We start from the raw sequence: 13,208 nt of genomic DNA on the forward strand, positions 1-13,208 counted from the left end.
ATCTCCCTAGGTCCGATGCGCCCCAACATGGCGCGGTCGCTTTCATGGTTCAAATACATTTATCAGGGGACTTTAATATGATCCTCATATAAGACACGGGTATGGACCTGCGCCATCTCCGCCATTTCGTCGCCGTCGCCGAGGAGCTGCATTTCAGCCGCGCCGCCGCCCGGCTGGGCATCGGGCAGCCGCCGCTCAGCCAATCGATCCAGGCGCTGGAGGCCGAACTGGGCGCCCGCCTGTTCGAGCGCACCAAGCGCCGGGTCGAGCTGACCGAGCCAGGCCAGCTCCTGCTGGGCGAGGCGCGGGAGATCCTGGCGCGGGCGGAGCGCGCCGCCGTGCTGACCCGCCGAGCCGCCAAGGGCGAGGTCGGCGAGCTGCGCGTCGGCTTCACCGCGGCGGCCCCCTTCCTGCCGATGGTGCCGCGGATCATCGACGCCTACCGCCGCGCCCATCCCGACGTGCATCTGACCCTGGTCGAGCTGCCGTCCAAGCAGCAGTTGACGGCGCTGGCCGACCGCCGGCTGGACGTCGGCTTCATCCGCGAGCCGCGTTTCGTCCCCGATCCCGAGTCCTTCCGCTTCCACGACGTGGTGCGGGAGCCTCTGCTCGCGGTGATGCGCGCCGACCACCCGCTGGCCGGGCGGGAGGTCGTGCCGCTGGCCGCCCTGCGCGACGAGCCCTTCGTCTTCTACCCCGCCGATTTCGGCACCAGCACGCACGAGCAGGTCTTCGCGCTGTGCGCCGCCGCCGGATTCCGCCCCAACGTGACCCAGGACGCGCGCGAGGCTTTCACCATCATCGGACTGATCGCCGCCGGGCTGGGCGTGTCGATTCTTCCAGGTCAGCTTCGGCAGGTGGCGCTGGAAGGGGTGGTGTACCGGCCGCTCGACACGCCGGACGCCGTCACCACCCTGCAACTGGCGCAACGGAGCAACGAAAGCTCACCCCTGGTGAAAAAATTCACCGGTCTGGTGGAGCGGATCGTTCCGTTTGTTCCGCCCATCCCCGGCGCGTGAGCGGCGACTCGGGAAAAATCGCCCGTCCGGACCCCAAGCCTCCCAAAGTCTGGGTTTTCAAGCGGTCAAGGAAGGAGCAAACTCCCGTTCAAACCGCGTGCACGGCCTTCGCAGATGCACAAATTTTCGCCAGACCGTTGAATTGATCGCGATGCGAGCAACGGGCTTGTCGAATTTATTAAACGGGTATACCGTCTGACCCATTGCATAGGTCCTGTGTCGGGAACGCAACCCTGACCCCGGACCGCGCTCGGGACACCTCGGACGGGGGGAGGATGATGGACGGCGGCATGGTCACGACCGCACAGGCACTGGTGCGCTTCGTCGGGGTCCAGAAGACCTATGACGGCGAGCATCTCGTGGTGAAGAACCTCGACCTCGACATCAAGAAGGGCGAGTTCGTCACCCTGCTCGGCCCGTCGGGCTCGGGCAAGACGACCACGCTGATGATGCTGGCCGGCTTCGAGGTCCCCACCCATGGCGAGATCTATCTCGCCGACCGGCCGATCAAGAACATGCCGCCGCACAAGCGCGACATCGGCATGGTCTTCCAGAACTACGCGCTGTTCCCCCACCTGACGATCGAGGAGAACGTCGCCTTCCCGCTGACCGTGCGCAAGATGCCGCGGTCCGAGGTGAAGGAGCGGGTGCGGTCGGCGCTGCGCATGATCAAGCTGGAGAACTTGGCGCACCGCCATCCCGGCCAGCTGTCGGGCGGCCAGCAGCAGCGCGTGGCGCTCGCCCGCGCGCTGGTCTTCAACCCGCAGCTCGTCCTGATGGACGAACCGCTGGGCGCGCTGGACAAGCGGCTGCGCGAGCACATGCAGCTGGAGATCAAGCAGTTGCACGAGACGATGGGCATCACCGTCGTCTACGTCACCCACGACCAAAGCGAGGCGCTGACCATGTCGGACCGCATCGCGGTGTTCAACGACGGCATCGTGCAGCAGATCGACAAGCCGGACGCGCTGTACGAACGGCCGGTCAACAGCTTCGTCGCCAACTTCATCGGCGAGAACAACGTGCTGGCCGGCACCGTCGAGAATATCGAACAGGGCTTCTGCCGGGTGGCTCTGGCGTCGGGCGGTTCGGTCGTGGCCCAGGCGGTCAACGTCGCCGGCGCCGGGGCCGCCACCGCGCTGTCGGTCCGGCCGGAGCGCATCAGCATCCTGACCGACGGGCAGGCGCCGGACGGCATGAACGCCCTGCCCGCCCAGGTGCAGGACACCATCTATCTCGGCGACCACGCGCTGGCCGTGCTGAAGGTCGCCGGCAACGGGGAATTCATGGTCAAGCTGCCGCCGGGCGCCCACGCGGGCCTCAGCCACGGCCAGAGCGTGTCCATCGGCTTCCGCCCCGAGGACTGCCGGGCGCTCGATCCCGTGTGATCGGCAGCAACCCGTCCGTCCGGTCTCTCCGGGAGGGGGGACCGGGGGCGCGCACCACCTCCTGACGCAACCACACATAATGAAGGAACGGGGACGATGTCGAAGCTTAAGGTGGCAGTTGGGTTCCTTGCGACGTTCACCGCCGGTGTGGCGCTGGCCACCGCCGCGCAGGCCCGCGACCTGACGGTCGTGTCCTGGGGCGGCGCCTATCAGGAAGCCCAGAAGAAAGTCTATTTCGAGCCGTTCAAGAAGGCCGGCACCCCGATGAACGACGAGTCCTGGGACGGCGGCATCGGCGTGCTGCGCGCCAAGGTCCAGGGCGGTGCGGCGACCTGGGACGTCGTCCAGGTGGAGAGCGAGGAGCTGGCCGTCGGTTGCGAAGAGGGCCTGTTCGAGACGATGGAGTTCAGCAAGATCGGCGGCGAGCAGGCCTACCTGCCGCAGACCGTCGATGCCTGCGGCGTCGGCGCGATCGTGTATGACTTCGTGCTCGGCTACGACAAGGACAAGCTGAAGGACGCGCCGAAGAGCTGGGCCGACTTCTTCGACACCACCAAGTATCCGGGCAAGCGCGGCCTGCGCCAGGGCGCCAAGACCACCCTTGAGATCGCCCTGATGGCCGACGGCGTCGCGCCGAAGGACGTCTACAAGGTCCTGGGCACCGAAGAGGGCCTGGAGCGCGCCTTCAAGAAGCTGGACACCATCAAGAACGACATCGTCTGGTGGAAGGCCGGCGCCCAGCCGCCGCAGCTTCTGGCCTCGGGCGAGGTGGCGATGACCTCGGTCTACAACGGCCGCATCGACGCCGCCAACAAGGCCGAGAAGAAGAACTTCGGCATGGTGTGGAACGGCGCGCTCTACACGATCGACAGCTGGGTCATCCTGAAGGGCAGCCCGAACAAGGAAGCCGCCTACAAGTTCCTCGACTTCGTCGGCAAGGCGGAGAACCAGGCCAAGCTGTCCGAGAACATCGCCTACGGCACCTCCAACAAGGACGCTCCGTCCAAGCTGGCCCCGGCCGTCCTGAAGGACCTGCCGACCGCCCCGGACAACATGAAGAACGCGGTCGAGATCAGCGTTCCCTTCTGGCTGGAGAACATCGACCGCCTGACCGAGCGCTTCAACAAGTGGGCGGCGAAGTAAGCCGCTCCCGTACTTGAGTGGTTGCGACGGGCCCCCTCCCCGGCCCTCCCCCGCTGACGCAGGGGAGGGAGATTGGTCCCCTCCCCTGCGAAGCGGGGGAGGGTTAGGGAGGGGGCCCTCCTCGACCACCTACACACAATCTCTACCGCATTTTTCGAAATAGGCCGCCCATGACAGCCGCGTTCGTCGCCGGCGCCGATGCGTCGTCCGAGGTGCCTCTCAAGCGCCGCCTGAAACGGGCGGAGCGGACGCGCCGGCTCAAGGCCCTGGCGCTGATCCTGCCGCTTCTCCTCTTCCTGCTCTTCACCTTTCTCGGTCCCATCGCCGGCATGCTCTGGCGGTCGGTCGACGACTGGGAGGTGCGACAGGTCCTGCCCCACACCGTCGCGGCCCTGGCCGACTGGGACGGCAAGGACGTTCCGGGCGAGCCGGCCTTCGCCGCGCTGGCCGGCGACATCCGCACGGCGCGCGACGCCGGCACCGTCGCCATCGCGTCCAAGCGGCTGAACTACGCGCTGAACGGTTTCCGCACCATCATGGCGGGCACCGCGCGCAATCTGAAGACCCTGCCGGAGCCGGGCACCGCCAAGGACACGCTGATCGGCATCAACCCGGCCTGGGGCGAGCGCGCCACCTGGGCGGCGATCAAGGGCGCCAGCGGGCCGCTCACCAGCTTCTACCTGCTGGGCGCGCTGGACCTGACGCGCAACGTGGACGGCGCGATCGTCGCCGCCCCCGAGGAGCAGGCGATCTACCGCGACGTCTTCGGGCGCACCTTCACCATCAGCTTCGGCGTCACGGCGCTGTGCCTGATCCTGGGCTTCCCGGTCGCCTACATGCTGGCGACGCTGCCCACGGGCCAGTCCAACCTGCTGATGATCTTCGTGCTGCTGCCCTTCTGGACCTCGCTTCTGGTGCGCACCTGCGCCTGGATCGTCGTGCTGCAGAGCGAGGGCATCGTCAACGACAGCCTGCGCTGGATCGGCCTGATCGACGAGCCGCTGCGGCTGATCTACAACCGCTTCGGCGTCTATGTGGCGATGACGCATGTGCTGCTGCCCTTCATGATCCTGCCGCTCTACAGCAGCATGCGCTCGATCTCTCCGGCCTACATGCGGGCCGCGGCGTCGCTCGGCGCCTCGCCGGTCACCGCCTTCCTGCGCATCTACCTGCCGCAGACCGTGCCCGGCATCGGGGCGGGCAGCCTGCTCGTCTTCATCCTGGCCATCGGCTACTACATCACGCCGGCCCTGGTGGGTGGTGCTGCCGACCAGATGATCAGCTACTTCATCGCCTTCTACACCACGGAAACCGTCAACTGGGGTCTGGCCTCGGCGCTGGGTGCCGTGCTTCTGCTCGCCACGCTGCTGCTGGCCGTCGTCTATGGAAAGCTGGTCCACGGCCAGCAGGTCACGGGAGGGATGAAGAATTGAGCGACAATCACGCCCCCCGCACGGCCAGCCAGCGCATCGCCTGGATCACCACGGTGGTCGTCGCCTCGCTGGTGCTGGTCTTCCTGATGGCGCCGATCCTGGCGATCATGCCGCTGTCCTTCAGTTCCGGCTCCTACCTGACCTACCCGCTGCCGGGCCTCTCCCTGCGCTGGTACGAGGACTTCCTGAACTCCCCGCGCTGGGTGTCGTCGCTGAAGAACAGCGTCATCATCGGGGTGGCCTCGACCATCCTGTCGATGGTTCTGGGCACTCTGGCCTCGCTCGGCCTCGCCCAGTGGAAGAGCAAGTTCAAGCCGCTGGTCCTGGCCATCGTGCTGTCGCCGGTGGTCGTGCCGGGCGTCATCACCGCGGTCGGCCTGTACTTCTTCTTCGCGCCGCTGGGGCTGACCGGCAGCTACGCCGGGCTGATCCTGGCGCACACCGCGCTGTCCACGCCCTTCGTGGTCATCACGGTCAGCGCGACGCTGCAGAGCTTCGACATGAACCTGGCGCGGGCCGCGGCCTCGCTCGGCGCCTCGCCCCTCTACGCCTTCCGCCGGGTGATCCTGCCGCTGATCCTGCCGGGTCTGGCCTCGGGCGCCCTGTTCGCCTTCGCCACCAGCTTCGACGAGGTGGTGGTGGTGCTGTTCATGGCGGGTCCGGAGCAGCGCACCCTGCCCCGCGAGATGTTCAGCGGCATCCGCGAGAACATCAGCCCGACCATCACGGCGGCAGCGGTCATCCTGACGACCATCTCGGTCATCCTGCTCGCCACGCTGGAGGCGCTGCGCCGCCGCAACGAGCGGCTGAAGGGCAACCTGCGCTGACACGAAAAAGCCGGGCGGCCCCGATGGGCGGCCCGGCCTTTCCTCAAATCCGGTGGAGTGATGTCACAGGTACGGCGGGGTGCAGGCGCTGATGATTTCGCATTCCTCGTCGCCGAGGTTGCGGAAGCGGTGCGGGATGCGGCTGTCGAACAGATAGGCGTCGCCGGGGCCGAGGATCTCCTTGCGGTCGCCGACCGTCAGTTCGATCCGGCCCTTGATGACGATGCCGCCCTCCTCCGATTCGTGCTGCAGCATGGTGCGGCCGCCGGTGTCGGCGCCGGGGGCGTATTTCTCGTGCAGGACCTGGAGGTTGCGGCCGCGCAGGTCGCCCACCTGCCGGAAGGAGATGGAGCCGACCCGGCTCTTCACCAGCCCGGTCAGTTCGACCAGATCGCCGCCCTTGAAGAAGATCTGCTCGCGCGGCGGCAGGTCGTCGGAGGAGAAGAACTCCGCCAGGGTCATCGGAATGCCCTGGAGCACCTTGCGCAGCGAGGAGACGGAGGGGCTGCACCGATTCTGCTCGATCAGCGAGATGGTCCCGTTGGTCACGCCCGCCCGTTGCGCCAACTGGCGCTGGGACAGTCCGTGTGCTTCGCGAACCTGCTTCAGGCGCGCGCCCACGTTGAAATCGACAGCGTCCACATCCATGGATCGGTTCCTCGCTCCTGACCGGAAGGCATACCGGATTCGCGTGTGTGCGTCATCAAAAACTCAACACCCGATTAGGGTTGTTTAATTTATTAAACATGGGTACGCTCCCTTCACATCGCAAATCGAGGCTGATTCCCATGCTGTCGCTGAACGACCAGAGCCTTCTTCGGACACAAGCCTATGTGAACGGCGCGTGGCGCGACGCCTTCTCCGGCAAGACCTTCGCGGTGACCAACCCGGCGACGGGCGAGGAGCTGGCCCGGGTCGCCGACGTCGGCGCGGAAGAGACGCGGCAGGCCATCAACGCCGCCGACGCCGCCCTGCCCGCCTGGCGCGCCAAGACCGCGAAGGAGCGCGCGGCCATCCTGCGCCGCTGGTTCGAGCTGATCATGGCGGCGCAGGAGGATCTGGCCGTCCTGATGACGCTGGAGCAGGGCAAGCCGCTGGCCGAGGCCCGTGGCGAGGTCGCCTACGGCGCCAGCTTCATCGAGTGGTTCGCCGAGGAAGGCAAGCGGGTCTACGGCGATGTGATCCCCAGCTTCGCCGGCAACAAGCGCATCGTCGTCCTGAAGGAGCCGATCGGCGTCGTCGCGGCGATCACCCCGTGGAACTTCCCCAACGCGATGATCACCCGCAAGGTCGGCCCGGCGCTGGCCGCCGGCTGCACCATCGTGGTCAAGCCGGCCGAGGACACCCCGCTGTCCGCCCTGGCGCTGGCCGAGCTGGCCGAGCGCGCGGGCGTCCCGGCCGGGGTGTTTAACATCGTCACCGGGTCCGACCCGGTCGCCATCGGCGGCGAGCTGACCGCCAGCCCGATCGTGCGCAAGCTGTCCTTCACCGGCTCGACCGAGGTCGGCAAGATCCTGATGCGCCAGTCCGCCGACACGGTGAAGAAGGTGTCGCTGGAGCTGGGCGGCAACGCGCCCTTCATCGTGTTCGACGACGCCGACCTGGACGAGGCGGTCAAGGGCGCGCTCGCGTCCAAGTACCGCAACTCCGGCCAGACCTGCGTCTGCGCCAACCGCCTGCTGGTCCAGGCCGGCGTCTACGACGCCTTCGCCGCCAAGCTGGCCGAGGCGGTGAAGCAGATCCGCGTCGGCAACGGCATGGAGGCCGGGGTCACCCAGGGTCCGATGATCAACGGCCAGGCCGTCGAGAAGGTCGAGGAGCTGATGGGCGACGCGCTGGCCAAGGGCGCCAAGGTCGCTCTCGGCGGCAAGCGCCACGGCCTGGGCGGCACCTTCTTCGAGCCGACCATCCTGACCGGCGTCACCACCGACATGCGCGTGGCCCGCGAGGAGATCTTCGGCCCGGTGGCCCCGCTGTTCAAGTTCGAGACGGAGGCCGACGCCATCCGCATGGCGAACGACACCGAGTTCGGTCTGGCCGCCTATTTCTACAGCCGGGACATCGGCCGGGTGTGGCGCGTGGCCGAGCAGCTCGAATACGGGATGGTCGGCATCAACGAAGGCATCCTGTCGACCGAGGTCGCGCCGTTCGGCGGCATCAAGCAGTCGGGCATCGGGCGGGAAGGCTCCAAGTACGGTGTGGAGGACTTCCTGGAGATCAAGTACCTGTGCGTCGGCCTGGGCGCCTGACGCCATCCTTTCCAATCGGGGGTTTGAGATGAGCAACCAGTCCTTCCAGGATCGTCGCAACGCCGCCGTTCCGCGCGGCCTCGCCAACGCCATGCCGGTCTATGTCGACCGCGCCGAGAACGCCGAGCTGTGGGACGTCGAGGGCAACCGCTTCATCGACTTCGCGGGCGGCATCGCGGTGCTGAACACCGGCCACCGCCATCCGAAGATCATCGAGGCGGTGAAGGCCCAGCTCGACCGCTTCACCCACACCTGCGCGATGGTCACGCCCTACGAGTCCTTCGTGACCCTGGCGGAGCGGCTGAACGCGCTGGTTCCGGGCTCCACGCCGAAGAAGACCGCCTTCTTCACCACCGGCGCGGAAGCCGTCGAGAACGCGGTGAAGATCGCCCGCGCCCACACGGGCCGTCCGGGCGTGATCGCCTTCTCCGGCGCCTTCCACGGCCGCACGCTGCTGGCGATGGCGCTGACCGGCAAGGTCGTGCCCTACAAGGTCGGCTTCGGCCCCTTCCCGGCCGAGGTCTACCACGCGCCCTTCCCCAACGCCTACCGCGGGGTCAGCGTCCAGGACAGCCTGAAGGCGCTGGAGTCCCTGTTCAAGTCGGACGTGGACGCCACCCGCGTCGCCGCGATCATCGTGGAGCCGGTGCAGGGTGAGGGCGGCTTCAACATCGCCCCGCCGGAGTTCCTGCAGGCCCTGCGCAAGATCTGCGACGACAACGGCATTCTGCTGATCATCGACGAGATCCAGACCGGCTTCGCCCGCACCGGCAAGATGTTCGCCATCGAGCATTCCGGCGTCGAGCCCGACCTGATGACCATGGCGAAGAGCCTGGCCGGCGGCTTCCCGCTGTCGGCGGTCACCGGCAAGGCGGAGATCATGGACGCCCCGATCCCCGGCGGCATCGGCGGCACCTACGCCGGCAGCCCGCTGGCGACCACCGCGGCGCTGGCCGTGCTGGACGTCATCGAGGAGGAGAAGCTGATCCAGCGCTCCAACGACCTGGGCGAGCGCATCGCCGGCCGCTTCCGCAGCATGGCCCAGCGCAACACGCTGTCGGTGATCGGCGACGTGCGCAACCTGGGCGGCATGATCGCCATGGAGCTGGTGAAGGACCGCGGCACCAAGGAGCCGGCGCCGGAGCTGACCAAGGCGCTGGTCGCCAAGGCGGCGGAAAAGGGCCTCGTCCTGCTGTCCTGCGGCACCTACGGCAACGTGATCCGCATCCTGGTTCCGCTGACCGCGTCGGACGCGCTGGTGGACGAGGGCCTGGACATCATCGAGCGCTCCCTGGAGGAGCTGGTCTCGGCCTGACGCTGCGACCTGATTTTTCAGCGAAGTCCCCTGACTGCACGCCCTCCTTCCCACAAGGGAAGGAGGGTTTCTTTTTGTGCGCCCGCCCGCCCACGCTTTAGGATGAGGGCGCGGAGCGGAGGGACGGACGCATGGCCGGCGGGATCGACATCGTCATCATCAAGAAGAACGGTCTGGGCGACGCCGGGGCCAGCGTCTTTTCAGAGGTCGCGGAAACCCTGCGTTTCGCGCTGCGCCGCCTGGGCATCGACGCGGAAATCGTGTGGAACCGCGTCGGCCGCCGGCGCCGCGCCATCGTCCTGGGCGGGCACGACCTGACGCCGGAGGAGGGCGACCGGCTGCCCAGCGGCACCATCCTCTACAATCTTGAGCAGATCGCCACGCTCCACCCGCGCAACGCCCATTACCTGGACCTGCTGCGCCGCTGCCGGGTGTGGGACTACAGCCCGCGCAACATCGCCGATCTGGCCCGCCAGGGCATCCGGGCGCGTCTCGTCCCCATCGGGCATGTGGACGAAATGACCCGCATCCCGAACAACCCCGCCCCCGGCATCGACGTGCTGTTCTACGGCGCGGTGAATCCGCGCCGCCGTGCCATCCTCGACGCGCTGGGCGAGCGCGGCCTGACCGTGGTCAGCCTCCAGCATTATTACGGAGAGCTGCGCGACCGCTTCGTCGCCGACGCCAAGCTGGTGTTGAACCTGCATTACCACGAGGCGGGCATCTTCGAGATCGTCCGCGTCTCGCATCTGCTGTCGAACCGCAAGGCGGTGCTGGCCGAGCGCCACCCCGGCACCGAGATCGACCCCGACCTGCTGGACGCCATGGCCTTCGCCCCCTACGACGGGCTGGTCGAGGCCGCCTGCGCGCTGGTCGCCGACGGTGCGCGGCGGGAGGCGCTGGCCGAGGCGGGATACCGGCGCATGAGGGACCGGGACGCGGCGGCGCTGATGCGCGGCGCCGCCGCGGACCTCGGGCTTTCACACGGCGAGGCCGGCGCGCTCACTGGCTCCTGAAGCGCCCGCTCACAGCTCGACGACCGGCGCGAAGCCGCCGAAGATCATCCGCTTGCCGTCGAAGGGCATCGGGTTTTTCTCCGGGCTGAACCGCTCGTCGGTCTTCATCAGCTCCTCGATCCGCCCCATGCCGGCGTCCCGCGTCGCCTTGTCCGGCCATTCGATCCAGGAGAAGGCGACCGTCTCGTCGTCCGTCGCCTGCACGGCCCGGCGGAAATCGGTGAGCTTGCCGTTGGGCACGTCGTCGCCCCAGCATTCGATGATGCGCGTCGCGCCAAGCTCCTTGAACAGAACGTCGACCTTGTTCGCGTGGTCGATGAAGGCCTGCTTGTTGGCCGTCGGAACCGCGATGACGAACCCGTCGATGTACGCCATGTCTTTCCTCCCTTGTTTGTTTGAACCTTTGCCCCCGTCCGTCAGGACGCCGCGGCGTCCGGGCACTTCGCGCCGGTGTGGTTCAACATCCAGGGCGTGCCGAAGCGGTCGGTAAACATGGCGAAGCGCTCGGCCCAGAAGGTCTCGCCCGGCGGCATCTCCACGGCGCGGGCGTCCTTCGCCAGCACGGCGAAGATGCGGTCGAACTCGGCGAGCGACGGCGGGGCGATCTGCACCCGGAATCCCTGCGGCGTGCTGTACATGCTGTCCGGCGAGTCGGACGCCATCACCGTGGTCGCCCCCAGCTTCACCATCATGTTCATCACGAGGTGATCGCCGCCGGGCATCCGGCTGTCGGCATCCGGGGCGTCGCCGTTGCGAAACACATAGACGACCTCGCCGCCGAGGGTCTCGGCGTAGTGGGTCATCGCCTCCAGGCAGGTCCCGTTGAAGAACAGGTAGATCGTCGGTTCCATGGTGTCGTTTCCTCCCGGTCAGACTGTTTTTGGGTCAGAGCGCCTTGGGTCAAAGCGTCTTGGCGAGGGCTTCGAGCTGGTCGGTCGCTTTGCCCCAGCCCTCGTGGAAGCCCATCTTTTCGTGCTCGTCGCGCGCCTCGGCGCTCCAGTGCATGGCGCGCGCGGTGTAGAGGGTCCGGCCGGCGCCCGCGTCCTCGAACCGCACGTCGGCGGTCATGAAGGCCCGGCCCGACGGCCGCCAGCCGGGGCGGAAGGCGTCGGTGAAGACCAGACGCCGCCCCTCCTCCACGTCGAGGAAGACGCCGGGCTCGCCGAAGGATTCGCCGTTCGGACCGTTCATCAGCGTGAAGAACTCGCCGCCCGGCCGCAGGTCCATCCGTGCCTCGGACACGAACCAGGGCTTGGGGCAGAACCACTGTTTCAGCAGCTCGGGTTCGGTCCAGCAGCGCCACAGCGCGCCGCGCGGCGCGTCGAGGCTGCGGGTCAGAACGAGGTCGCGCTCACCTTCCGTCATGGGGATTCCCTTTCGAGCGGGGCTGTGAAAAGAGCAGCGTGAGGTAGCGTTTCAGGTGATCGACGCTGTCCAGCGCGTCCTCGCGCCCGCCCGTCGCCTTGGCGAGGATGAAGGCGCCCTGGAGCACGGCCTGGGTGTGCCGCGCGAGGCTCGCCGGGGTCCAGTCGGCTTCGATGCCGCGCGCCGCCATGGCCGCCGCGATGTCCGGTTCGAGCGTCGCCGCGTGGCCGAAGATGCTGGCGGCGCAGGCGTCGCGGATCGCCGGGTGCGACCCGTAGACCTCCTGCGTCATGGTCCCGACGAGGCAGGTGAACTCGGCGGGATCGCCGTCGATGATCGCCTTGCGGAAGTCGACATAGCCGAACAGCCGGTCGAGCGGGTCTTTGAGCCGATGGTAAGGCGCGTTCGCGAAGAAGGCCGAGGTGGTTTCCGCCCAATAGGCGGCGGCGGCGACGCCGAGCGCTTCCTTGGTCTCGAAATGGTGGAAGAACGCGCCCTTGGTGACCCCCGCCGCCTTGCAGAGATCATCGACCGAGGTCGCCGCGAAGCCCTTGGCCCGGATGACGTCCCGCGCCGCTTCGAGGAGCCGGGTGCGGGCATCGCCGCGTTCAGGGTGATGTTTGGCAGGTCTCGGCATAGGCCGAAACATACCGTACGGTTGGTATGCTTGTCAAACACGTTCGGGCGTTCGGATGAACTCAAAGAAACTGGCGAGGATTCCCTTCACCAGTTTCTTCGACCACAAATGCATACCAAGCTTACGGCAGACCGAGGAAGCCCCAGAGGGAAGTGGTGTAGCTGCCCACCTGAATATACTCGACTTCTCCAGCGCCATGCCCGCCGCCGCTAAAGTAATCCTGAATCACCACGCCATCGCCGATACCGTTAACCGCGTCCGCATCGGTGTATATAACCAAGTTGTTGGCATTGCTCGAATCCAGAGCGAAACGGAGATCGTAGATGGATGAAACATCGTTGATTACGATCTTGTCACTTGACCCACTGCTGTCAGCGATCCAAGAGAGTCCGGTATCGTTGTAATAGTGAATATATGTATCATTTCCGTCGCCACCGAGGAGAACATCACGAAATCCCGAGGCGCCACCGTTGAGCGTGTCGTTGCCGGCCTCCCCTTCAAGCCAATCCTCGCCACTGCCCCCGATGAGATTGTCATCGCCGGTCCAGCCAAGCAGTGTATCGTTGCCGGTGCCACCATTGAGCGTATCGTTACCGGGATTGCCGTCTATCTTGTCATTTCCGGCACCACCGTCAATGTAATCGCCAAGATTACCGCCAATAATATAGTTATCAAGATTATTTCCGTACACAGACCACGACTCACTGACGTTGGTTGCGCTCCAGTTGTACTGCGTAGAAGGAAGAACATAAACACCCATAACAGCCCCCATCATCATAGTTATAGACGAATAATACAGCAACGCACCTATCCCAC

At 66.6% G+C, this 13,208-nt stretch carries 14 protein-coding genes; 8 read left to right on the plus strand and 6 right to left on the minus strand.

The features are described 5' to 3' along the window. Positions 1–101 precede the first annotated feature (101 nt). The 5 genes from D3869_RS18865 (at position 102) to D3869_RS18885 (ending at position 5,810) form a co-directional block, all read left to right on the plus strand. Positions 102–1,019, plus strand: coding sequence for a LysR substrate-binding domain-containing protein (locus tag D3869_RS18865; protein ID WP_137104748.1), 918 nt, complete (start codon positions 102–104; stop codon positions 1,017–1,019). Between the two features lie 278 nt (positions 1,020–1,297). After that, complete coding sequence (locus D3869_RS18870) at positions 1,298–2,407, plus strand: ABC transporter ATP-binding protein (RefSeq protein ID WP_094306940.1); 1,110 nt, start codon at positions 1,298–1,300, stop codon at positions 2,405–2,407. Positions 2,408–2,503: 96 nt separating this feature from the next. Beyond that, complete coding sequence (locus tag D3869_RS18875; protein ID WP_137141424.1) at positions 2,504–3,550, plus strand: ABC transporter substrate-binding protein; 1,047 nt, start codon at positions 2,504–2,506, stop codon at positions 3,548–3,550. A gap of 170 nt (positions 3,551–3,720) precedes the next feature. Beyond that, a complete protein-coding gene (locus D3869_RS18880; RefSeq protein ID WP_137141425.1) occupies positions 3,721–4,983 on the plus strand; it encodes an ABC transporter permease in 1,263 nt (420 codons plus the stop codon). Next, complete coding sequence (locus D3869_RS18885) at positions 4,980–5,810, plus strand: ABC transporter permease (RefSeq protein WP_175426528.1); 831 nt, start codon at positions 4,980–4,982, stop codon at positions 5,808–5,810. Before D3869_RS18880 ends, D3869_RS18885 begins: the two co-directional genes overlap by 4 nt. A gap of 63 nt (positions 5,811–5,873) precedes the next feature. Here the strand turns inward: D3869_RS18885 and D3869_RS18890 are convergent, their stop codons facing one another. Then, positions 5,874–6,458, minus strand: coding sequence for a cupin domain-containing protein (locus D3869_RS18890; RefSeq protein WP_094306922.1), 585 nt, complete (start codon positions 6,456–6,458; stop codon positions 5,874–5,876). A 140-nt stretch (positions 6,459–6,598) separates the two neighbouring features. On the opposite strand from D3869_RS18890, the gene gabD reads away from it, so the two are divergent. The 3 genes from gabD (at position 6,599) to D3869_RS18905 (ending at position 10,390) form a co-directional block, all read left to right on the plus strand. Then, on the plus strand, positions 6,599–8,059 hold the full coding sequence (gene gabD, locus D3869_RS18895; protein WP_175426529.1) for an NADP-dependent succinate-semialdehyde dehydrogenase: 1,461 nt from the start codon (positions 6,599–6,601) through the stop codon (positions 8,057–8,059). A gap of 28 nt (positions 8,060–8,087) precedes the next feature. Then, complete coding sequence (gene gabT / locus D3869_RS18900; protein WP_137141426.1) at positions 8,088–9,374, plus strand: 4-aminobutyrate--2-oxoglutarate transaminase; 1,287 nt, start codon at positions 8,088–8,090, stop codon at positions 9,372–9,374. Between the two features lie 131 nt (positions 9,375–9,505). Further along, positions 9,506–10,390 (plus strand): hypothetical protein, encoded by an 885-nt coding sequence (locus D3869_RS18905; protein ID WP_137141427.1) that lies wholly within the window; start codon positions 9,506–9,508, stop codon positions 10,388–10,390. A 9-nt stretch (positions 10,391–10,399) separates the two neighbouring features. Here D3869_RS18905 and D3869_RS18910 read toward each other — a convergent pair whose 3' ends face one another. From D3869_RS18910 to D3869_RS18930, 5 genes are all read right to left on the minus strand, one after another. Next, positions 10,400–10,765, minus strand: coding sequence for a DUF1428 domain-containing protein (locus D3869_RS18910; protein ID WP_137141428.1), 366 nt, complete (start codon positions 10,763–10,765; stop codon positions 10,400–10,402). 41 nt (positions 10,766–10,806) lie between these two features. Then, on the minus strand, positions 10,807–11,241 hold the full coding sequence (locus D3869_RS18915; RefSeq protein WP_137141429.1) for a VOC family protein: 435 nt from the start codon (positions 11,239–11,241) through the stop codon (positions 10,807–10,809). Between the two features lie 49 nt (positions 11,242–11,290). Further along, the gene (locus D3869_RS18920) at positions 11,291–11,755 is read right to left on the minus strand and encodes an SRPBCC family protein (protein WP_137141430.1); all 465 of its coding nucleotides are present in this window, start codon (positions 11,753–11,755) and stop codon (positions 11,291–11,293) included. Then, positions 11,742–12,392: a TetR/AcrR family transcriptional regulator gene (locus D3869_RS18925; RefSeq protein WP_137141431.1), complete on the minus strand. Its 651-nt coding sequence runs from the start codon at positions 12,390–12,392 to the stop codon at positions 11,742–11,744. The genes D3869_RS18920 and D3869_RS18925 overlap by 14 nt, the downstream gene beginning before the upstream one ends. Before the next feature lie 121 nt (positions 12,393–12,513). Then, positions 12,514–13,194 (minus strand): calcium-binding protein, encoded by a 681-nt coding sequence (locus tag D3869_RS18930; RefSeq protein WP_247895782.1) that lies wholly within the window; start codon positions 13,192–13,194, stop codon positions 12,514–12,516. Positions 13,195–13,208 lie beyond the last annotated feature (14 nt).

It is taken from the genome of Azospirillum brasilense, from assembly GCF_005222205.1.
Lineage (GTDB): Bacteria > Pseudomonadota > Alphaproteobacteria > Azospirillales > Azospirillaceae > Azospirillum > Azospirillum brasilense_G.